Origin of the sequence: Cryptosporangium sp. NPDC048952 (assembly GCF_043197895.1) — a bacterium.
Taxonomy (GTDB): domain Bacteria; phylum Actinomycetota; class Actinomycetes; order Mycobacteriales; family Cryptosporangiaceae; genus Cryptosporangium.
The window spans coordinates 1-21,443 of the sequence record NZ_JBICTY010000006.1 but is presented as its reverse complement, the minus strand read 5'-3'; the positions used below and the strand labels follow the sequence as shown (position 1 = coordinate 21,443).

The following is a 21,443-nucleotide window of genomic DNA, read 5'->3' as shown; positions in this document are numbered from 1 at the left end:
TCACGATGTCGCTGTGTCAGTCGGGAGCCGAAGGAGCCGCAAACAGCATGGGAACCTGCGGTGGCTGATGGTCGACGGGCCTCGCGCGGTTGGGTGGAAGTCGACATCCGTGACGCGCGGCGCGATCCGTTAGAAGTCGCCTACGAGGGTCCGCCGGGGCACGGGCCGGGCTCGCCGGCCTACGACCCGTACGAGTCCGGCCTCGGCTCGGTATCGGCCTACGACCCGCACGCGCAGTACGACCCGCCGTCGCACTACGACCCGCCGTCGCACTACGACCCGCCGTCCCGCTACGACCCGCCGTCGCACTACGACCCACCGGCGCAGTACGGCCACCGCGAGTACGGCTACGGCGACCCCTACGAAGAGCCCGCGCGGTACCGCGAGTACGACACCGGCTACTACGGCGGCCACTACGAGCCAGGGGACTACAACGCCGGCGGCCAGGCCGGCTACGGCGGGCTCCTGGCGATCGAGGCCGGCCCCAGCGCCGAGCCCGACAACCTCCCCGTGCTCGCGGGCGACGACCTGCGTGACCGCGTCCGCGCGCCGATGCCGGTGCCGACCTCGCTCGACGAGGTCCGCGACCTGCTCTTCGAGCCGTTCGGCTTCGTCCCGGTCGGGTTGGCCTCGGAGTGGCTGCGCCCAGAAGCAGGCATCGTGCCCACCGAGCCGCGCCCCGAGGTCGACGAGCTCGTCGCCTGGGCCACGCAGGCCGACCGCGGACCCGTCCTGCGCCTGCTCTGCGGCGCCGGCGGCCAGGGCAAGACGCACGCCGGCCAGCAGATCTGCGCGACGCTGGAGGCCCGCGGCTGGCTGGCGGGGTTCGTCGACCTGCCACCGGCGACCTGGCGGACGACCAGCCCGGCCGACCTGGAGCTGACCGGCCCCGACCAGCCGCAGTGGGAACAGGAGCTGCGCCGAGCTCCGGAGCTGATCGCCGGGATCCGCGCGATCGTCGAGCTCCGCACGCCGACGCTGCTCGTCGTCGACCACGCGGAGTCGGTCGGTCCGCTGGTCGGCGAACTGCTGTCCACGATCGACGAGTACGGCGCCGCTCCGTACGTGCGGGTGCTGCTGCTGGCGCGCTCGCCCGACGGATGGTTCACCGACCTCTCCGACGCCCACAGCCTGCGCTCCTGGGTCGCGCCGGCGCCGATCTGGCTGCCGCCGCTGCCGCAGCAGCTCGGTCCGGTGGCGTCGGACGCCCTGTGGCGCGCCGCCGTCGCCGCGTTCGCGAACCGGGCGGTGTCCGACGGTGTGCTGCCGCGCGTCGACCTGGAACGGCTCACGTCCCCGGCGCCCGCCGGCCTCTGGGCGACGACGCTCGACTTCTATGCCGACGCCGCACTGCGCGTGCTCGACGCGACCGCGCCGTCGCTGCGTCGCCACACCCGGCGGGACGGTGGGGGACCGGATCCGGTCGCGAGCGTGCTGGCCTACGAGCGGCGACAGGTGTCCGCGGTGCTGGCCGCGGCCGGATGCGCGATCGAGGACGGTCAGCGCGACTGGGCGATGGCCGTGGTGAGCCTGCTGCCGGCCGCGACGCCGGAAGCGGCGGTGCGGGCGTTGCGATCGGTCCCCGCGCCGTGGCAGGTGCCGCCGGACCGTCGCGCCGAGGTCGCGATCGCGCTGGCGCGCCTCTACCGCGGGACGGCCGAACAGGGCTGGTCGCCGCCGCGTCCGGCGCGGCTGGCCGACGCGCACCTGTTGGACCTGGCCGGGAGCCTGGCCGACCCGGAGTGGTCGGCCGTCGTCTCCAGCATCGCCGGCGACGCCGATCCGCTGGCCGCGCTGCACGCGGCGACGACGCTGATCCGGTGCCTGTCGGCGCCGACGCCGTCGCGGCGGCAGGAGCGGGCGAAGAACCGGATCAGCGTGTCGCTGCCGTGGCTGCTGCGCACCGCGCCGGGCCGGTACGCGGTGCCGCTGACGCTGCTGGCGCCGACCAGGTACACGAAGGTCATCACCGACCTGATCAGCGCGCGGGAGATGCCGCTGGACACCGTGCGGCAGCTGGACTCGCTGGTGCTGTCGGTCGGCTTCACGCCGAGCCGCGCGGCGATCGCCGCCGCGGTGTCGGAGCGGCTGGTCGCGGCCGCGCGTCCGGGCGCGGATCCGCAGCCGCACGAGCTGACCGAGTACGCCCGCTGCCTCAACAACCTGGGAATCCGACTCTCGGCGCTGGGCCGGGTCGAGGACGCGCTGGCGCCGGCCGAGGACGCGGTCGCGGTGCAGCGGCGGCTCGCGGTGGCCGACCCGTCGTACCTGCCGGACCTCGCGATGTCGCTGGACCTGTTCAGCGCCGCGCTGGCCGAGGCCGGACTCCACGAGGAGGCCCTGCCCCCGGCGGAGGAGGCCGCGGTGGCCTACCGGCGGCTGGCGGCCCAGGACTCGGTCTCGTACCTGCCGGAGCTGGCCGCGTCACTGAACACGCTCGGCATCCGGCTCACCGACGTCGGCCGTCGCGACGACGCGCTGGACCCGGTGGAGGAGGCGGTCGCGGTGTGCCGGCGGCTGTCGGTCATCAACCGGGCGGCCTACCAGCCGGAACTCGCGTTCTCGCTGACGAACCTGTCGATCGGCCTGGCGGACATCGAGCGCTGGGAGGAGTCGATCGAGCCCGCCGAGGAAGCGGTCGTCGTGTACCGGCGGCTGGTAGCGGCCGACTCGGTGGGGCACCTGCCCCAGCTGGCGCTCGCACTGAACAACCTCGGCAACCGGTTGGCCGAGACCGGACGGTCCGCCGACGCGCTGCAGCCCGCCGAGGAAGCGGTGGCCGTCTACCGACGGCTCGTCGCGTCGAACTCGCTGGAGTACCTGCCCAACCTGGCGGCGTCGCTGAACAACCTGGGGATCCGGCTGGCCGAAGCGGGGCGGATGGAGGAGGCGCTCGAGCCGGTCGAGGAGGCCGTGACGGTCTACCGCCGCCTGGTGGACACCGTCGGCGAGGCCTACCTGCCGGAGCTCGCGCTCTCGCTGCACAACCTGGCGAACCGTCTGGTGCGGCTCTCACGGCCGATCGAGGCGCTGTCGCCGGTCGCGGAAGCTGTCGACATCCGCCGCGGCCTGGCCGACGAGGATCCCGCACCCCACCTGCCGGATCTGGCCCGCTCGCTGGCCGCCGCGAGCACGACGATGGCGGCGGTCGGGCGACTCGACGACGCGGTGATGGCCGCGGACCAGGCCGTCGAAGTGATGAACAGCGTGTCGTCGGGCCGGGACGAGACGCTGATGCTGGCGGTCGCGAAGATCCGCGACCGGGCACACGCCCGCCTCGAGTCCGACGAGCGCAACGCGAAGCGCGCCCTCACGTCGACCACGACGACGGTCCAGGTGCTGGGTTGGGGCGCCGGCAACCAGGTCCCGCCCCACCCGCGTCGCCGTGAGATCGAGCGTGGCCGGCCCTACTGATAGCTGATGTAGTCGGGTGGGTTCGGAAAGGTCAGCACCTCGGCGGGCTGATAGACGTCCACGTCTTCGTCGTAAAAGAGCTTGTAGCCGAGCTTGAACTGGTCGGGACGCCGCACCGCGGCGTAGGTGGCATCTTTCTCGCGGCGGGTGCCGAACCCGTCGACGTGCTGCACCATCGCCAGACCCGGCCGCGGAAGGATCTTCTCGACGTCGGGCAGCATCGCCTGCCGGAACTGGTGCAGCAGGAACAGCTTCTCGGGAAGCTGCTCGGCCCGGGTGAGCTCGGAGACGTAGGCCGAGGCGGCGTTGACCTCTGCGGCCGACACGCGCCCGATGACCTTGCCCGGCACCTGGTTCCAGGCGACCCGCCACTCCGGGTCGAGCGCGATGCCGACGTTCGGGTGTTCGAGAGCCCAGCGGTAGGGCTTGATCGCGTCGAGGAAGCTCAGCCGGCCGGGCTGCACGTCGAGAATGACCAGCGCTTTCGCTTTTTCGGCGGCTTCGACGTACCGGCGGATCACGTCCGGTTTGATGCTGTGGCTGTAGATGCCGTTCCTGCCGGGTTTGCGGTCGGCGATCCGGACGATGAGTTCGAACGCGATCTGGACCGGCCGGTCGGGGGTGGCGAACGGGGCGGCGGCCGCGCGCAGGCGGGGGATCATCTGCTCCGGCGGTTGCTCGCCGAGGACGCCGAGCGTCCCGCCGCCGATGCTGCCGTAGTAGGCGACCACCCGGTAGCGCGGAAAGATCTCCCGCCCTCCGAGTGGCAGCTCGGGAGGCGGAGCCGGCGACGGCTCCGCCTCCGGCTGCACGGCTTGCGGACTGGGAGGGGGTACTTCCTGTTCCTTGCCGCTGCACGCGGTACCCGGGACAACGGCGAGCAGCAACGCGGTCGTGGCCGCCACACCCCGGCGAAACGCCCTGATCCTCCGGTTCATGCCGTTCAGCTAACCGGATGAATCAGGCCTTCTCCAGCAGATCGATCAGCTGGCGTGCGTTGGTCTGCGCGTAGTCGGAGTAGCAGTTGTTCATCAGGACGTGCGTCTCCTTCGCCGGGAGGGCCTGGATCCGGCCCGCCCACGACGCCAGCTCCTCCTGCGAGTACCGGTACCCGAACTTCTCGTGGATGTCCTTGGACGTCCACTTCTCGCTGTGGCCGTGGAAGCGCACCACCGCCAGGTCGCTCGTCGCCACGACGATCGGCGGCACCGAGCTCGGATGCCCCTGGGGCATGTCCACGATGACGTACGGCAGCTGGTAGTCGGTCAGGAACTGCAGCGTCTCGTCCTGGTTCTCCGGCGAGAGCCACGTCTTGTTCCGGAATTCGACGCAGATGCGGTCCGGCGCGCAGCGCTCCTTGACCTGCAGCAGGTACTCGCGGTTGCGGCGCCCGATCGGGAACCACTGCGGGAACTGGAACAGCAGCGCGCCGAGCTTGCCCGCGGCCCGCAGCGGCTCGAGCGCGGCGAGGAAACGCTCCCAGACCTGATCGACGACAGCGTCGTCCAGATCTTTGAGGTAGACGTTCTTCTTCTCGTCTCCCACCGACTCCCGCAGGTCCTTGTACAGCGACCCCGGTCGCGTCGGATGCTGCGTGAGCAGCGCGAACGCCTTGATGTTGAACGTGAAGTCGTCCGGCGTGCGCTCGGCCCAGAGGGCAGCGGTGTTCTCCGCCGGCGGGGAGTAGTAGGTCGAGTCGACCTCGACGATGCTGAAGTTCGAGGCGTAGTAGCTCAACCGCTCAGCGGCGGAATCGACGCCCTCGGGGTACCAGCCGGACGCGATCAGCGTTCGATCGGTCCAGGACGCTGTTCCGACCCGAATCCTTCCCATGCCGGGCCGATGCCCAGCAAACGGAAAGGGGAAACAGGATCAGCTGCGCGCGTAGGTGTGCTCGATGACCGCGTCCGGACCAGGGAAGATCAGGCCCTGGTGACCGTCGTTGAAGGCGACGAGGTAGGGCGGCTGACCTTCCGAGCCGCGCACCTCCAGGACTTCGCCCCAAAGGTCCGGAACCCCGGCCGTGTGGCCGTGCACGTGGACCCGGTCGCCGATGTAAGCCTGCATCGTTTCCGCACCTCCAGCGGGGTCCGCCTCGTGGCCCCGGTTGGAACCAACTCTTCTCTCACGTACCCAGCATGGGAAGAGTAGGCGTGTCAACGGTTCGTGAACTCTGCGGCCCGGTCACTCGAAAATCGGTAAACTCAGTACGCAAAGTAACTACGCAGTCGCTCCCGGCAACTATACGCTCAAACTTCCTCGTGTCTACGAGAAAGATTGAGAAAGAAGCCGGATGACCGCCCTCCGTATACCGCCGCGGCGACGCCATAAACGTCCACGTGACCAGCTGGCACTCGGCTTGACGGAGTGCCAGCAGCTGCTAGGGTTTCGCTTAGCACTCGACCTTCGAGTGTGCCAACTCGTGCACGAGGGCGTCTTGATCCCCGCGACGGCGAGCCGCTCCGTGAAGCACCGGTGGATTGCAACGGTTTGCACCCCACGAAGGGGGAGGACAAAGACGTGACGACCGCTACCAAGGTCAGCATCAGGCCGCTCGAGGACCGCATCCTGGTCCAGGCGAACGAGGCCGAGACGACGACGGCCTCCGGCATCGTCATCCCGGACACCGCCAAGGAGAAGCCCCAGGAGGGCACCGTTCTCGCGGTCGGCCCGGGTCGCATCGACGACAAGGGCGCCCGCGTCCCGGTCGACGTGAAGGCCGGCGACACCGTCATCTACTCGAAGTACGGCGGCACCGAGGTCAAGTACGCCGGCGAGGAGTACCTGCTGCTCTCGGCCCGCGACGTCCTCGCGGTAGTCGAGAAGTAAGCCTTGTCTTGACGCGTTCGCCCCGGTGGCGGCGGCCATCGTGGCCGCTCGCCGCCGGGGCGAACGCGTTTCTTGCCTGCCGCACCTAGATAGGGACTGCCAAAACAGATGGCGAAAATTCTTTCCTTCTCCGACGACGCCCGGAAGGGCCTCGAGCGCGGTGTCGACGCGCTCGCTGACGTCGTCAAGATCACGCTCGGCCCCAAGGGCCGCAACGTGGTCCTCGACAAGAAGTTCGGCAGCCCGACGATCACGAACGACGGTGTCACCATCGCTCGTGAGGTCGAGCTGACCGACCCGTACGAGAACCTCGGCGCCCAACTCGCCAAGGAGGTCGCCACCAAGACGAACGACGTCGCTGGTGACGGCACCACCACCGCCACCGTGCTGGCGCAGGCGCTGGTCCGCGAGGGCCTGCGCAACGTCGCCGCCGGTGCGAACCCGATCGCGGTCCGCCGGGGCATCCAGGCCGCCGTCGAGGCCGTGAACAACGCACTGCTGGAGAAGGCCACCCCGGTCGAGTCCAAGCAGTCGATCGCGCACGTCGCCACGATCTCGGCCCAGGACGCCACCATCGGTGACCTGATCGCCGAGGCCATGGACGTCGTGGGCACCGACGGTGTCATCACCGTCGAGGAGTCCTCGGCGATGGAAACCGAACTCGAGGTCACCGAGGGTCTCCAGCTCGACAAGGGCTACATCTCGCCCTACTTCTCCACCGACGCCGAGAGCCTCGAGGCGGTCCTCGAGGACGCTCGCATCCTCGTCACCACCGAGAAGATCTCGTCGATCACCGACCTGCTCCCGCTGCTGGAGAAGGTCGTCGAGTCGAAGAAGCCGCTGCTGATCATCGCCGAGGACGTCGACGGTGAGGCGCTCTCGACGCTGGTCGTCAACTCGATCCGCAAGACCTTCACGGTCGTCGCGGTCAAGGCGCCCGGCTTCGGTGACCGTCGCAAGGCCATGCTGGGCGACATCGCCGAGCTGACCGGTGCGCAGGTCATCGCCCCCGAGATCGGCCTCAAGCTCGACCAGGTCGGCCTGGACGTGCTGGGCACCGCTCGCCGGGTGACCGTCACCAAGGACACCACGACGATCGTCGACGGTGGCGGCACCGCCGAGGGCCTGGCCGGCCGGATCGCCCAGATCAAGAACGAGATCGAGGCGTCCGACTCGGACTGGGACCGCGAGAAGCTCCAGGAGCGCCTCGCGAAGCTGTCCGGCGGCGTCAGCGTGATCCGCGTGGGCGCGGCCACCGAGGTCGAGCTCAAGGAGAAGAAGCACCGCATCGAGGACGCCATCTCGGCGACCAAGGCGGCCGTGGAAGAGGGCATCGTCGCCGGTGGCGGCACCGCTCTCGTGCACGCTGCACCGGCGCTCGACGGCGACCTCGGCCTCACCGGTGACGAGGCGACCGGCGTCAAGATCGTCCGCGCCGCGCTGTCCTACCCGCTGCGCAACATCGCCGAGAACGCCGGTCTCGAGGGTGGCGTCGTGGTGTCGAAGGTCGCCGACATGCCCGTCGGTTCCGGCCTGAACGCTGCCACCGGCGAGTACGGCGACCTGCTCGCGCAGGGTGTCGTCGACCCGGTGAAGGTCACGCGCAACGCGCTGGCCAACGCGGCCTCCATCGCGGGTCTGCTGCTCACGACCGAGAGCCTGGTCGTCGAGAAGCCGGCCGAGGAGGAGCCCGCGGGGCACTCGCACGGTGGCCACGGCCACTCGCACAGCCACGGCCCGGGTTTCTGAGCCTGCTGTTCGTACGCGAAAGGGCCGGTGGGGCTTCCCACCGGCCCTTTGCGTCTTTGGGATCAGACGGTGCGGACGACGTCCTCGGACTCGACCGGCGGGAGCAGGGCGTCGCCGCGGCCGGTGCCGAGGAGTTGGTTGCGCTCGGCCTCGGACAGGCCGCCCCACACCCCGTACGGCTCCCGCACCGCCAGCGCGTGCGCCCGGCACGGGTCGACGACGGGACAGGACGCGCAGATCTCTTTGGCGGCGGACTCCCGCCTGGCCCGCGAAGGGCCCCGCTCGTTGTCGGGATGGAAGAACAACGCGCTGTCGAGGCCGCGGCACAGACCGTGCAGCTGCCAATCCCATACATCGGTGTTGGGTCCCGGAAGGCGGCGGACGTCGGCCATGGGTCCTCCAAGTGCAAGTGCGGTCGATTCAGCTAATGCCCCTGGTAGCAGGCGGGAAACGCTCCCGGCGGCACCTTTTGAATCGATCTTGCGTCGAAACGACCCCCGGTGGCATCGGGTTGCGTCGATTCGCGTCAGGCAGTCTGCCCGCCCGACCCCTCGCATTGGCCGGACGGCCGATTGGCGGAGCGAGCAATCCCGGGTGAAATACCAACCTGGGTAGTTTCCGGACCGTCCGATGTGTCAGGTCCTGATCACTCAGCGTTCCCATCGGCACCGTCGTCACGCTCCGCGATGTTTGTGGTGAGTGGAGTGTTCGCGACCTAACGGAGTAGTTGAGAACTTGATCTGTCCCCCTCTGACCTGCGGATTGACGAATCAGTCCGGGCCAGGCCGCCTCGTCCTTCCGGGGGATGCGATTGGGCCGAGCGGACAGGTGCCGCCCGCGACTAGGGCTGGCAGGCTACGGTCAGGAATCGTGGTCAGGCTTGGACGTGAGCCCCGCACGTGTGAGCCAGGCGGGCGCGGAGACGAGTGCAGTCCCTCGACAGGACGGCGATGACCGGGACAGGGCTTACCGGGGCTGGGATCACCGGGGACGGTGTCGAGCGCGGCCTGGACGTGCTGGCGGCTCTCGCAGCGCGGTCGGATGCGGCCGCGACGGCGGAGCTGCTCCGGCAGGTGCAGCCGATGGTGGTGCGGTACTGCCGCGCCCGGCTGGGCCGGGCAGGCGGCGGAACGTATACGACGGCGGACGACGTAGCGCAGGAGGTGTGTCTCGCGGTGTTGCACGCATTGCCTCGCTATCGCGACCAGGGGCGCCCTTTCACCGCGTTCCTGTTCCGCATTGCAGCGAACAAGGTCACCGACGCGCACCGGGTAGCGGCGCGCGAACTCGGCGTTCCGATGCAGACCGTGCCCGAGACGGCGGCGCCGGGCGTCGGGCCCGAGGGCTACGCCATCGAGGCCGACGCGTCCCGGCGCATGCGCGATCTGCTCGACACACTTCCGTCCCAGCACCGCGACGTCCTGCTCCTGCGCATCGCCGTCGGGCTGAGCGCCGAGGAGACCGGTCAGGCGCTGGGCATGACCGCGGGCTCCGTGCGCGTCACCCAGCACCGGGCGCTCAACCGCTTGCGCCGCACCGTCGATCCAATGGTCCGGGAGACGGCGTGAACGAATTTCACGACGCCGACACTGATGCCGGGGTGGACGCCATCCTTCGCGACGACGCACTCCTCGATGCCCTGGGGCGGGGCGAGCTTCCCGCCACCTACCGGGCTGACGTCACCGCACGTCTGCTGACGACCTGGCGTGACGACCTCGACGAGGGGTTGCCGCCGCTGAGGCTGGCCGAGGCGCCGACCTCGATGCTGCTGGCGCCGGCCCGTGAGGACGACACGGACGTCCTGCCTCTCTTCGACGACACCGCGCAGCTTCCGGCGTTCGCTGACCCCGACCGCATCGACGAGTCGGTGCGCTCGGCGTTCGTCGCCGCCGGTTACGCGCGCCCCACCGAGCAGCTCCCGCCGGTGCGTCCGAGCGAAGCGGCGACCGAGCAGTTCCAGCCGTCGTTCGACCGGCTGCCTCCCGCCGGCGACGAGAAGCCGGTCGCCGACCTGGGGCGCCGCCGCGTCCGGCGTCGGCGGTTCGACCGGGTCGTCGTCGCGACGGCCGCGGTGGCCGCGGTACTCGCCGCCGGTTCGGCGGGAAGCGTCGCCGCGGCGGCCACGGCCCACCCCGGCGACAAGCTGTGGCCGATCAGCCGCGTCATCTACGCGGAGCGCGCGCGTTCGATCGAGGCCAGCCAGGAAGCGCACACGTCGCTGCAGAAGGCACGCGAGGCGCTCGACCGCGGCGACACCGACGCCGCCCAGCGGTACTACGACGAAGCGCAGCAGAAGATGGACGAGAGTGTCCGTGAGGGTTCCGACGAGGCCGATCGGCTCGCCCAGGACCTGGAGACGACGGCCGCGATCCCCGACTTCCCGGCGGTGCCCGGTAGTCGGTGGAACTCGCCGAGCGCATCGCCGTCGACGAGCGGTGGCAGCAACTCGCCCGATTCGTCGGCGAGGTCGAAGTGGCAGCGCAACCCGCGCGGCGGGCGCGGCACGTCGCAGGCGACGCCGCCCGGTACGTCGACGGTGCCGACGCCGACCACCGGCGGAGGATCGACGGCGCCGACGGATCCGAACCCGACCACTGGTGCGCCGGACCCCGATCCCACCACGCAGAGCCCCGAGCCGCCGCCGGAGACGCGGAGCCCCGATCCGGAGCCGAGCAGCGAACAGCCGTCGACGGCCGAGCCGGACGATCAGGCGCCGGCCGAGCAGGGTGCGGAGTCCGCGGCTACGGAGTGAGCTTTCGGCGTCAACGCTCAGGCGCGCGTTGACGCTCAGGCGTCAGAGTCGTCCGAGTCCTCGACGGCGTCCTGCATGCCGTCCGCGTACCCGCGGGCGTACTCCCAGGTGACGTACTCGGCCGGATCGGGGTCGAACGCCGGCTCGTGCACGCGGGTGCGCCCGGCCACCAGCAGGTGCCGGAGATTGGCCCGCAGCAGGTCCCACGCGAAGTAGTGCGGGACCCGGCAGTCTTCGCAGTCCACGACCAGCCCGCGGATGTCGCGGGCGGTGAGCAGCGCCTCGTAGACGTCGAGGTCCGCGAGGTCGTCGAGGACGTCCTGCCGCTCCTCGGCCGTGAGCGGTTGCACCCCACGGCCCGGCCCGTCGTCCTCGAGCGCTGACGTCGGGTCGGTCGGGTCGCCCGCGAACGGGTCTAGCGGTTCCTCCTGCACGCACCCACCGTAGCCCGACGTGGTTCTCCGCGCCTTCCCCCTTGACACGACGGTGGGAGGGGTTTCGAATCAGTTGCCGCTGAAACTTACGGTGTGTGCTGGCGGCGTTACTGGATATGTCACTGTCGCGCGAACCGTCACGGACCCGGTGACCTGTTGCGGGAAGTACAGCCGCGAGCCGCCGACGATCTGCAGCGACAACGAGGCCCCGTTCCAGGCGACCGCGCCGAGCGGCACCTCGAGAGTGTGTTGCTTGCCGTCGAGCGTCACCCGGAACGCGGTGGCGAAGTTCCCCGGCACCCGGGCGCCGTCGACGAGTTGGGCGTAGAGCGACGTCTGTGTCCTGTTGCCGGTGCCCTTATAGGTGAGCTTCAACGTCGGCGAGCCGACCACCTGCCCGCGGTAGGCCGGACCCGGCACGGTCACGGCCGTGGCGGCGGGCGCGGCGGCGATGTCGCTGCCGGAGGTGTCCGCGGGGCTGAACGCCAGTGTCCCGGAGCCGGACCGGGTGACCCGGCGGGTGGTGTTGAGCGGATACCTCTGCGCCCCGCGCCACACCCCACCATCGTCCACGTACTCGAACCCCGGCCCCGTACCGACCTTCGCCCGCTTGAGCCACCGGTCGAACCACGCCACGGTCAACGCCTCCACGTGCCCGGCGGCCCCGGCCGGCGTCAGACACGTGCCGTGCCCACCGCAGAACCACACCATCTTCACCGGCGTGCCGTTGCTGCGCAGGGCCTGATAGTTCGCGATGCCTTCCCGCAGCGGGAACAGCGTGTCGACGGTGCCCTGGACGATCATCGTCGGAACGCGGACCCTGCTGATCAGCCGCCCGGCCGGGCCGTGGTCGCGCCACCAGCTCTCGAGCGCCGCACTCGGCAGCGCACCGGTGGGGGCCAGCGCACAGGTGTCCTTGACCTGCTGGGCCACCCGGTTCGTGCCGGCCGATCCGTACGCGCAGAGCAGGTTGCCCCAGCCCGTCTTCGCGGTGCGGTTCGGGTACATGCTGTTGACCAGTGAGTTCCAGGCGATCGTCGGCACGATCGCGTCCACCCGGCGGTCGAGCGCTGCGGTGACGAACTGGATGCCGCCGCCGTAACTGCCTCCGGCCATGCCGACGCGCGGGTCGCCCGTGCGGTCCAGGCGGGCCTCCGGCTGCGTGGCGAGCCAGCTCAGCAGCGCCTGCATGTCCTTGCCCTCGTAGCGGTAGTAGTCCACCGACGCGGCGCCGCCCGAGCGCCCGAAACCACGCGGATCCCAGGTGAGGACGTTGTAGCCGTTCTGCCGCAGCCCCGCGACCGCCGGAGCGTCCGGATTGCTCTCACCGGCGCCACCCCAGCCGGGACCGACCAACACGGACGGTGCTCGTTGCCCGGCCTTCAGGCCGGTCGCCGGGAAGAAGTTGACGACGATCGACGTCCCGTCGAACGAGGTGATCGTGGTGTTGCGAGGCGCGGGCGGAGCGGCGGCCGAAGCCGGGCTGGTGACGCCGAGCACCACCGCGAGCGTGAGTAACGGGACAAGGATCCGGCGAACGGTCACGAGGGTGAGATCTACCACTTGGTGACCCCCCTGTACTGGCGAGTAACGGATCAGTCGTACCGCACCGATTCAGCAAATCTCATTAGTTATCCCAGGTCACAGGGGCACCTACAGGTGCCGGACGGGGTGACTCAGGGGACCCCTGTTGACAGCTACGATGAGGCATGCTGCCTGAGGTCGACTCGTTCCCTGACATTTACGCCGCGCCGGATTCCCTCGCCGAGTTGTTCGCCCCCACGGCCCTCACGTTCGACGACGTGCTGCTGTTGCCGGGTGAGTCCGACATGATGCCGAGCGAGGTCGACACCAGCACCCGGTTGACCCGGGAGATCACCGTCCGTATTCCGCTGTTGTCCAGCGCGATGGACACCGTGACCGAGGCGCGGATGGCGGTCTCGATGGCGCGCCAGGGTGGCGTCGGCGTGCTCCACCGCAACCTTTCGATCGACGACCAGACCCAGGAGGTCGACAAGGTCAAGCGGTCGGAGTCCGGCATGGTCACCAACCCGGTGACGTGTTCGCCCGAGGACACGCTCGCCGACGTCGACCGCGCCTGCGGCCGGTACCGCATCTCCGGGCTTCCCGTCGTCGATGCCGACGGTGTGCTGGTCGGCATCGTCACCAACCGCGACATGCGCTTCGAGACCGACCCGACGCGCCGCGTCCGCGAGGTCATGACGCCGATGCCGCTGGTCACCGCGCCGGTCGGCGTCGATCCCGACGAGGCGCTGCGGCTGCTGCGCGCCAACAAGGTGGAGAAGCTGCCGCTGGTCGACTCGGAGAACCGACTCTGCGGCCTCATCACCCACAAGGACTTCGTCAAGAAGGACCAGTTCCCGCTGTCCACGAAGGACGCCGACGGCCGGCTCGTCGTGGCCGCCGCGGTCGGCGTCGGTGAAGACTCGTACAAGCGCGCCCGTTCGCTGGTCGACGCCGGGTGCGACATCATCGTCGTCGACACCGCGCACGGTCACAACCGGGCGGTCGCCGAGATGATCCGCCGGGTCAAGGCCGACACCCGGGCCCAGGTGATCGGCGGCAACGTCGCCACGAAGGAAGGCGCGCAGACGCTGATCGACGCCGGTGCCGACGCGATCAAGGTGGGCGTCGGTCCCGGTTCGATCTGCACCACCCGCGTGGTCGCCGGCGTCGGCGTCCCGCAGGTCACCGCGATCTTCGAGGCCGCCCGCGCAGCCAAGGCGGCGGGTGTGCCGGTGATCGGCGACGGCGGTCTGCAGTACTCCGGTGACATCGCGAAGGCGCTCGTCGCCGGCGCCGACACCGTGATGCTCGGGTCGCTGCTGGCCGGCGTCGAGGAGAGCCCCGGCGAGCTGCAGTTCATCAACGGCAAGCAGTTCAAGACCTACCGGGGCATGGGTTCGCTCGGTGCGATGCAGAGCCGTGGCCGGCAGCAGTCGTTCTCCAAGGACCGGTACTTCCAGGACGACGTCGCCACCGACGACAAGCTCATCCCCGAGGGCATCGAGGGCCAGGTGCCCTACCGCGGGCCGCTCTCCGCTGTCGCGCACCAGCTGGTCGGCGGTCTGCGCCAGTCGATGTTCTACGTGGGTGCCCGCACGGTGGCCGACCTCCAGCAGCGCGGCCGCTTCGTCCGCATCACGGCGGCCGGGCTCAAGGAAAGCCACCCGCACGACATCCAGATGACCGTCGAGGCGCCGAACTACGCGTCCCGCAAGTCCTGAGCAGTCGGGGGTCCGGTGGTGCTGCTGGGCCCCCGCATAGACTCGGAGCTTTGACGGCGCGGCGCCGACGGACAAGGGGCTTGAAGTGAACATGTCGGTGGAGATCGGGATGGGCAAGAACGCCCGCCGCGCCTACCACTTGGACGAGGTCGCGATCGTTCCCTCGCGCCGCACCCGCGACGTGAACGACACGTCGCTGGCCTGGCAGATCGACGCGTTCCGCTTCGGCCTGCCGCTGGTGGCCACGCCGTCCGACGCCACGATGAGCCCGCAGACCGCGATCGAGATCGGGCGGCTCGGCGGGCTCGGCGTCCTGAACGCCGAAGGCCTGTGGACCCGGTACGACGACCCGACCAAACTGCTCGAAGAGCTGGCCTCGCTCTCCGACGGCCCCCGGCGCACGCGCCGCCTGCAGGAGGCGTACGCCGAGCCGATCAAGCCCGAGCTGATCAGCGACCGCATCCGGGTCATGAGCGAGGGCGGCGTCACCACCGCCGTGCGCATCTCGCCGCAGCACACCCTCGAGCTCGCGCTCGAGGCCGTCGCGGCCGGCGTCGACCTGCTGGTGATCCAGGGCGCGGTCGTCTCCGCCGAGCACGTGACGACGTCCGGTCCGACGCTCAACCTCAAGCAGTTCATCGCCGACCTCGACGTGCCGGTGATCGTCGGCGGCTGCGCGAACTACCAGACCGCGCTGCACCTGATGCGTACCGGCGCGGCTGGCGTCATCGTCGGCACCGGTGCCGACAAGTGGGCCACGGAGGACTCGGTGCTCGGCATCCGGGTGCCGATGGCCACAGCGATCTCCGACGCGGCCGCGGCCCGTCGTGACTACCTCGACGAGACCGGCGGCCGGTACGTGCACGTCATCGCCGACGGCGAGCTGCAGACCTCCGGTGACATCGCCCGCGCGATCGCCTGCGGTGCCGACGCGGTGATGCTCGGCCAGCCGCTCTCGGTGGCCGCCGAGGCGCCCGCCGGCGGAGCCTGGTGGCACCCGATGGCGTCGCACCCGAAGCTGCCGCGCGGCGCCTACGTCCCGGCGTCGTCGGACTGGCCGCTGGGCAGCCTCGAGACGGTCGTCGACGGGCCCGCCGACGACCCGAACGGGTGGCTGAACCTGTTCGGTGGTCTGCGCCGGTCGATGGCCAAGACCGGTTACTCCGACGTGAAGGCGTTCCAGAAGGTCGATCTGGTTGTCTGCCCCTGAGCTGGTCATCCGTCCTTACGGTGACGCCGACCTCGAGGCCGTGCGCGACGTCTGCGTGCGCACCGGCCACGAGGGCGGCGACGCGCGTCCGCTCTACCCGGACCCGTCGATCTTCCCGACGGCGTTCTCCGACCCGTACGTGGCGTTCGAGCCGGAGTTGGCGTACGTCGTCGACGACGGGGAGCGGGCGGTCGGCTACATCGTGGGGACGGCCGACACGGTCGCGTTCGTGAAGCGGTTCAGAGGCGAGTGGCTGCCGTCGGTGTCTTCGCGGTGGCCGGTCACGTCCGGGACGTCGCGCACCGACGAGCTGGTGCGCATCATGCACAACCCTGAGCGCATGCTCTGGCCGCAGCTCGAGCCCTATCCGGCACACCTGCACATCGACCTGCTGCCCTCGGCGCAGGGTCGTGGGTACGGGAGGGCGCTGATCGAGCGGTTCTTCGCCACGCTGGCTGCGCGTGGCGTCGAGGCAGTGCATCTGGGGATGGTGCCGACCAACGTGAAGGCGCGCGCCTTTTACGACCGGCTGGGGTTCCACGAGATCGACGTCCCCGATCCGACGACGACGTATCTGGGACACGCAACCGTTGACAGTCCCATTAGCTGATGTAACGGTTCCGGATCATGGGCGATCACTTCGACGTCGTGGTCATCGGCTCCGGGTTCGGCGGCAGCGTCAGCGCGTTGCGCCTGACCGAGAAGGGCTACCGGGTAGCGGTGCTCGAGGCGGGCCGCCGGTTCGCTGACGACGAGCTGCCCCGGTCGTCGTGGGACGTGCGTCGCTATCTGTGGGCGCCGTGGCTCGGTTGTTACGGGATCCAGCGGATCACGCTCCTGAAGGACGTGCTCGTGCTGGCGGGCGCCGGGGTGGGTGGTGGGTCGCTCGTTTACGCCAACACGCTCTACGAGCCGCCACAGGCGTTCTACGACGACCCGCAGTGGCGGCACATCACCGACTGGAAGTCCGAGCTCGCGCCATACTTCGATCAGGCCTCGCGGATGCTCGGCGTGCGCCGGTACCCCCGGGAGACGCCGGCGGACCGGGTGATGCGAACGGTGGCGGTTTCGATGGGCGTGGGGGACACGTTCCATCCGACGCCGGTCGGGGTGTTCCTCGGAACGCCGGGTGTCCGGGTCGACGACCCGTACTTCGGCGGGGCCGGGCCGCAGCGGGTTGGGTGCACGCACTGCGGCGAGTGCATGACCGGTTGTCGGCACAACGCGAAGAACACGCTGGTCAAGAACTACCTGTACCTGGCCGAGCAGGGCGGGGCCGTGGTCTTCGACCGCACCACCGCGACGGGGATCCGCCCGGTGGACGGCGGTTACGCCGTGGACACGGTTCGTACCGGGTGGGGGCGTGGGCGGCGCACGTTCACGGCGTCGCAGGTCGTGGTGGCGGCGAGCGCACTGGGCACGCAGCGACTGCTGCACGCGTGCCGGGACAGCGGTTCGCTGCCCGCGCTGTCGCCGCGGTTGGGGGTGCTCGCGCGGACGAACTCCGAGGCGCTGCTCGGGGCGAACCGCCTTTCCGTGCTGCCGGACGACAACTTCGCCGATGGGGTCGCGATCACGTCGTCGTTCCACCCGGACGCGGACACGCACATCGAACCGGTGCGGTACGGGCGTGGCAGCAACTTCATGGGGTTGTTGACGACGGTGCTGCCTCCCCCTTCTGCTGGTTCGCCGCGCTGGGTGGGGTGGCTGCGTGAGATGGCGCGCAACGTCGGTAAGGCGAAGCACATCCTGTGGCTGCGCCGTTGGTCGGAGCGCACGATCATCCTGCTCGTCATGCAGTCGGTCGACAATTCACTGACGACGTACACCAAGCGGACGTTGTTCGGGCGCCGCCGGATGACGACGCGGCAGGGGCACGGGGCGCCGAACCCCACGTATCTACCGTTGGGGCACGAGGCCACGCGGCGGACCGCCGCGCACATCGGTGGCATGGCGGGTGGGACCCTCGTCGAGGCGTTCGACGTACCGATGACCGCGCACTTCATCGGTGGCTGTGCGATCGGGGATTCGCCGTCGACCGGGGTCGTGGATCCGTACCACCGGGTGTGGGGCTACCCGGACCTGCACGTCGTGGACGGCGCCGCGCTCTCAGCGAACCTGGGCGTGAATCCGTCGTTGTCCATCACCGCCCAGGCCGAACGAGCCATGGCCCTCTGGCCCAACAAAACCGACCCCGATCCCCGCCCTCTGCAAGGCGAGGGTTACCGCCGCGTGGCCCCGGTCCCGCCCCACACCCCGGCAGTCCCCGCCGAAGCCGAGGGCGCCCTACGCCTGACCGTTCCCAGCGCCGCCGAGCCCAGCACCGCCAGCGACCAGCCCACCCCGGCCGACGCCGCCCAGGCGACCGCCGAAGAGGCCTCCTCGGCCGCCGCCGACCGCTAGCTCGGCTGTTTGTCGAGCGCCGCCAGGCGCGAGTGCCTTGACCTGGAGCCCCTCAACGGGCCGCTACCCTGTGGGCTATGAGCCTTCCGCCCCCGGTGCTAGTCGTTGACTTCGGTGCGCAGTACGCGCAGTTGATCGCCCGCCGGATCCGGGAAGCCAAGGTCTACTCCGAGATCGTCCCGCACACGATGCCGGTCGACGAGATGCTCGCCCGCAAGCCCGCCGCGATCATCCTCTCCGGCGGCCCGTCCAGCGTCTACGCCGACGGCGCCCCGGGCGTCGACAAGAACATGTTCGACGCCGGCGTCCCGGTCTTCGGTATCTGCTACGGCTTCCAGGCCATGGCCCAGGCCCTCGGCGGCACCGTCGCCCACACCGGCAACCGCGAGTACGGCGGCACGAAGCTCACCGTCCTCGACCCGGGCGTCGTCTTCGCCGGTCTGCCGACCGAGCAGAACGTCTGGATGAGCCACGGCGACGCCGTGAGCCAGGCCCCCGCCGGCTTCGTCGTCACCGCCGCCACCGCGGGCGCACCCGTCGCCGCCTTCGAGAACACCGAACGCGGCTTCGCGGGCGTCCAGTTCCACCCCGAGGTGCTGCACACCGCCGACGGCCAGAAGATGCTGGAGAAGTTCCTCTACGAGGTCGCCGGCATCAGCCCCGACTGGACGATGGGCAACGTCATCGCCGACCAGGTCGCGGCGATCAAGGAGAAGGTCGGCGACAAACAGGTCATCTGCGCGCTCTCCGGCGGCGTCGACTCCGCCGTCGCGGCGGCCCTCGTCCACAAGGCCGTCGGTGACCAGCTCACGTGCGTCTTCGTCGACCACGGCCTGCTGCGCGCCGGCGAGGCCGAGCAGGTCGAGAAGGACTACGTCGCCTCCACCGGCATCAAGCTCAAGGTCGTCAACGCGCAGGAGCAGTTCCTCCGGGAACTGAAGGGCGTCACCGACCCGGAGCAGAAGCGCAAGATCGTCGGACGCGAGTTCATCCGGACGTTCGAGGCCGCCGAGCGCGAGCTCGTCGCCGAGGCCGGTGAGCACGGCGAGACCGTGCAGTTCCTCGTCCAGGGCACGCTCTACCCCGACGTCGTCGAGTCGGGCGGCGGTACGGGCACCGCGAACATCAAGAGCCACCACAACGTCGGCGGCCTTCCGGAGGACCTCCAGTTCCAGCTGATCGAGCCGCTGCGGACGCTGTTCAAGGACGAGGTCCGCCAGGTGGGGCTCGAGCTCGGCCTGCCGGAGGCGATCGTCTGGCGCCAGCCGTTCCCCGGCCCCGGCCTGTCGATCCGCATCATCGGTGAGGTCACTGCCGAGCGGCTCGACCTGCTCCGCGAGGCCGACGCGATCGTCCGTGCCGAGATGTCGGCGGCCGGGCTCGACCGCAGCATCTGGCAGTGCCCGGTCGTGCTGCTCGCCGACGTGCGGAGCGTGGGGGTGCAGGGCGACGGGCGTACTTACGGGCACCCGATCGTGCTGCGCCCGGTCACCAGTGAGGACGCGATGACCGCCGACTGGGCTCGGGTGCCGTTCGAGGTGCTGTCGACGATTTCCACCCGCATCACGAACGAGGTACGTGACGTCAACCGGGTCGTGCTCGACGTGACGAGCAAGCCGCCGGGCACCATCGAGTGGGAGTGACGCTGCTTACCCACACTTTGGGGGCTTCACGCCGGCTGTGACGAGTATCACCGAGCTGGCTACAGTGCGGTACCGTGAAGTTCACCGCACGGCTATGAGCTGGTTGAACGTGCGGGGCCGTGTGAGGGAGGCGGGTCCGTGTGGGGGTCGGGCCCAGTGTGTGCCCATGTTTGAGTCGCTTTCTGATTGGGCGGCACGTTCACGGGGAACTCATACTTTCTGGTCGAACATCTGAACGCGGTCCTACGTATATGCGAATGTACGTCCGCAAGTTCGGGACCCAGGCGTAGGAGACGCTCGCGGTCCACGTAGTTGGCGCGTCGCACCGAATCGACGAAGCCATCGACCCGGCGCAGGCCCAGGAGGAATTCGGGGTGCAAGCGAGACCTTGGCGGCGGCGTGCCGACCGCCCCCGTCCGGCTGGCCGACGATGGAGCCGTGGGCTCCGTCGCGGCGGCACATTCGCCCGACGCGTGCTGGTGAGGCGGCGCGGCGGGCTCGACACGGGCGCTCCGCCCGGCGTCGACGTGCAGCCGGTCGGTCCGTACACCACGCTCACGTGGCCCGACGGGGTAGCCCCGAGAGCCGGTGACGTCGTGCGCGGCGCCCCCGTCCGTCGGCGCGCCCTCGATGCGAGCCCCAGCGCCGCTGAGGTGCTGGCGAACGAGGCCCCCCAGGACGTGCCGCTGCTCACGGGTGAGCGCACGCTGTCGCGGCGGTGCCAGTTCGCGCTGGTGCAGTCGTGCACGCTGGCGAGCCTGCTGCTGGGTCTGGCCGCGATCTTCGCGGTTCTGCACGGTGAGGTGCGGATCGCCGCGGCCGTGCTGCTCGGCTGCGTGCTGTTCGACGGCGCGGACGGTGCGCTGGCGCGTGCGTTCGGCGTCTCGACGCCGTTCGGTGCCCAGATGGACTCGTTGGCCGACATGTGCTCGTTCGGCATCGCGACGCCCGTCGTGGTGTTCGCGTGGCTGGTCGGGCCGAGTCCGACAGTGGTGGCCGGTGCGGCGTGCGCGCTGGTCGCGATCTGCGCGGCGATCCGGTTGGCCCGGTTCAACGTGTCGCCGAAGAACGGCCGGTTCTTCTCCGGGGTGCCGACGACGATCGCGGCGGCGATCGCGGTGATCGCCGTACTGGTGCGGCCGGACGCCGGCCGGTGGGCGGCGCCGCTGTTCGTGGCCGCGCTGGCCATCGCGATGGTGAGCTCGTTCCCGTACCTGAAGATCGGTGCGCTCAAGCGGGCGCCGAAGTTTCTGCTCCCGCTGGGCGCGGTAGCCGTCGCCCTGGACCCCACCACCACCCTGGGCCTCCTCGTAGGCGCCTACCTCTTGAGCGGCCCCCTCTTGTGGGCCCGCCAAAAGCGCGGCATAACCGCGGTCTGACCGCTCCCCCCAAAGGGCCGCCCCAACGGGGCGGCCCTTTCCACGTACGGCCCGCCCGCCGCTCCGCGCTACCGCGCCCGCCGGGCCGCGCTCCGCGCTACCGCGCCCGCCGCTCCGCGCTACCGCGCCCGCCGCTCCGTGCTTCCGCGCCGGCCGCTCTGTGCTTCCGCGCAGCCGCGCGCCGGGCCGCGCCTAGCGGAGCGCGGCCCGCCGGGCCCGCCGGGCCGCGCTCCGCGCAGCAAAGGGGGTGTGGGGGGGGGGGGGGGCCCCCCCCCCCCCCCCCCCCCCCCCCCCCCCCCCCCCCCCCCCCCCCCCCCCGGCGAGCGCGGCCTCGGCCCGTGCGGTGAGGTCCGCGGCCTCGGCGTCGTCCGCGGTGCGCGCT

Annotated in this window: 17 protein-coding genes; 11 read left to right on the top strand and 6 right to left on the bottom strand. The window is 70.3% G+C overall.

Annotated elements, in window-relative coordinates; translation table 11 throughout:
• Positions 1 to 93: 93 nt before the first annotated feature.
• Positions 94 to 3,414: a tetratricopeptide repeat protein gene (locus ACGFY5_RS30370; RefSeq protein WP_392725108.1), complete on the top strand. Its 3,321-nt coding sequence runs from the start codon at positions 94 to 96 to the stop codon at positions 3,412 to 3,414.
• On the opposite strand, the gene ACGFY5_RS30365 is transcribed toward ACGFY5_RS30370, so the two are convergent.
• From ACGFY5_RS30365 to ACGFY5_RS30355, 3 genes are read right to left on the bottom strand one after another with little or no spacing between them, the layout of a single operon-like run.
• Positions 3,408 to 4,352, bottom strand: a complete 945-nt coding sequence (locus ACGFY5_RS30365) for a hypothetical protein (RefSeq protein WP_392725107.1) — start codon at positions 4,350 to 4,352, stop codon at positions 3,408 to 3,410. The genes ACGFY5_RS30370 and ACGFY5_RS30365 overlap by 7 nt on opposite strands.
• 22 nt (positions 4,353 to 4,374) lie before the next feature.
• A complete protein-coding gene (locus ACGFY5_RS30360; RefSeq protein WP_392725106.1) occupies positions 4,375 to 5,247 on the bottom strand; it encodes a DUF72 domain-containing protein in 873 nt (290 codons plus the stop codon).
• A gap of 39 nt (positions 5,248 to 5,286) precedes the next feature.
• Positions 5,287 to 5,481, bottom strand: coding sequence for a DUF1918 domain-containing protein (locus ACGFY5_RS30355; RefSeq protein WP_392725105.1), 195 nt, complete (start codon positions 5,479 to 5,481; stop codon positions 5,287 to 5,289).
• Positions 5,482 to 5,934: 453 nt separating this feature from the next.
• Between ACGFY5_RS30355 and groES the strand changes: the two genes are divergently transcribed.
• Together groES and groL are read left to right on the top strand one after the other, a co-directional pair.
• The gene (groES, locus tag ACGFY5_RS30350) at positions 5,935 to 6,243 is read left to right on the top strand and encodes a co-chaperone GroES (protein WP_392725104.1); all 309 of its coding nucleotides are present in this window, start codon (positions 5,935 to 5,937) and stop codon (positions 6,241 to 6,243) included.
• 108 nt (positions 6,244 to 6,351) lie between these two features.
• A complete protein-coding gene (gene groL, locus ACGFY5_RS30345) occupies positions 6,352 to 7,992 on the top strand; it encodes a chaperonin GroEL (RefSeq protein WP_392725103.1) in 1,641 nt (546 codons plus the stop codon).
• Positions 7,993 to 8,054: 62 nt separating this feature from the next.
• On the opposite strand, the gene ACGFY5_RS30340 is transcribed toward groL, so the two are convergent.
• Complete coding sequence (locus tag ACGFY5_RS30340) at positions 8,055 to 8,384, bottom strand: WhiB family transcriptional regulator (RefSeq protein ID WP_392725101.1); 330 nt, start codon at positions 8,382 to 8,384, stop codon at positions 8,055 to 8,057.
• 558 nt (positions 8,385 to 8,942) lie between these two features.
• Between ACGFY5_RS30340 and shbA the strand changes: the two genes are divergently transcribed.
• Both shbA and ACGFY5_RS30330 read left to right on the top strand, forming a co-directional pair.
• Positions 8,943 to 9,560 carry an RNA polymerase sigma factor ShbA gene (shbA, locus tag ACGFY5_RS30335; RefSeq protein WP_392725099.1) on the top strand — a complete coding sequence of 206 codons (618 nt, stop codon included), beginning with the start codon at positions 8,943 to 8,945 and terminating at the stop codon, positions 9,558 to 9,560.
• Entirely contained in the window at positions 9,557 to 10,744 is a 1,188-nt protein-coding gene (locus tag ACGFY5_RS30330) for a hypothetical protein (RefSeq protein ID WP_392725098.1), read from the top strand. The genes shbA and ACGFY5_RS30330 overlap by 4 nt, the downstream gene beginning before the upstream one ends.
• A 35-nt stretch (positions 10,745 to 10,779) precedes the next feature.
• Here the strand turns inward: ACGFY5_RS30330 and ACGFY5_RS30325 are convergent, their stop codons facing one another.
• Complete coding sequence (locus ACGFY5_RS30325) at positions 10,780 to 11,178, bottom strand: DUF5319 family protein (RefSeq protein WP_392725096.1); 399 nt, start codon at positions 11,176 to 11,178, stop codon at positions 10,780 to 10,782.
• A 69-nt stretch (positions 11,179 to 11,247) separates the two neighbouring features.
• The gene (locus ACGFY5_RS30320) at positions 11,248 to 12,723 is read right to left on the bottom strand and encodes an alpha/beta hydrolase family protein (protein ID WP_392725095.1); all 1,476 of its coding nucleotides are present in this window, start codon (positions 12,721 to 12,723) and stop codon (positions 11,248 to 11,250) included.
• Between the two features lie 164 nt (positions 12,724 to 12,887).
• On the opposite strand from ACGFY5_RS30320, the gene guaB reads away from it, so the two are divergent.
• The 6 genes from guaB to ACGFY5_RS30290 all read left to right on the top strand — a co-directional run bounded on the left by guaB (position 12,888) and on the right by ACGFY5_RS30290 (position 21,061).
• Positions 12,888 to 14,426, top strand: coding sequence for an IMP dehydrogenase (guaB, locus tag ACGFY5_RS30315; protein ID WP_392725093.1), 1,539 nt, complete (start codon positions 12,888 to 12,890; stop codon positions 14,424 to 14,426).
• A gap of 91 nt (positions 14,427 to 14,517) precedes the next feature.
• A complete protein-coding gene (locus tag ACGFY5_RS30310; RefSeq protein WP_392726343.1) occupies positions 14,518 to 15,636 on the top strand; it encodes a GuaB3 family IMP dehydrogenase-related protein in 1,119 nt (372 codons plus the stop codon).
• Positions 15,623 to 16,246, top strand: a complete 624-nt coding sequence (locus tag ACGFY5_RS30305; RefSeq protein WP_392725092.1) for a GNAT family N-acetyltransferase — start codon at positions 15,623 to 15,625, stop codon at positions 16,244 to 16,246. Before ACGFY5_RS30310 ends, ACGFY5_RS30305 begins: the two co-directional genes overlap by 14 nt.
• 17 nt (positions 16,247 to 16,263) lie before the next feature.
• Positions 16,264 to 18,039 (top strand): GMC family oxidoreductase N-terminal domain-containing protein, encoded by a 1,776-nt coding sequence (locus ACGFY5_RS30300; RefSeq protein WP_392725090.1) that lies wholly within the window; start codon positions 16,264 to 16,266, stop codon positions 18,037 to 18,039.
• A gap of 77 nt (positions 18,040 to 18,116) precedes the next feature.
• Complete coding sequence (gene guaA / locus ACGFY5_RS30295) at positions 18,117 to 19,682, top strand: glutamine-hydrolyzing GMP synthase (protein WP_392725089.1); 1,566 nt, start codon at positions 18,117 to 18,119, stop codon at positions 19,680 to 19,682.
• 479 nt (positions 19,683 to 20,161) lie between these two features.
• On the top strand, positions 20,162 to 21,061 hold the full coding sequence (locus ACGFY5_RS30290) for a CDP-alcohol phosphatidyltransferase family protein (RefSeq protein WP_392725087.1): 900 nt from the start codon (positions 20,162 to 20,164) through the stop codon (positions 21,059 to 21,061).
• Positions 21,062 to 21,443: the final 382 nt, after the last annotated feature.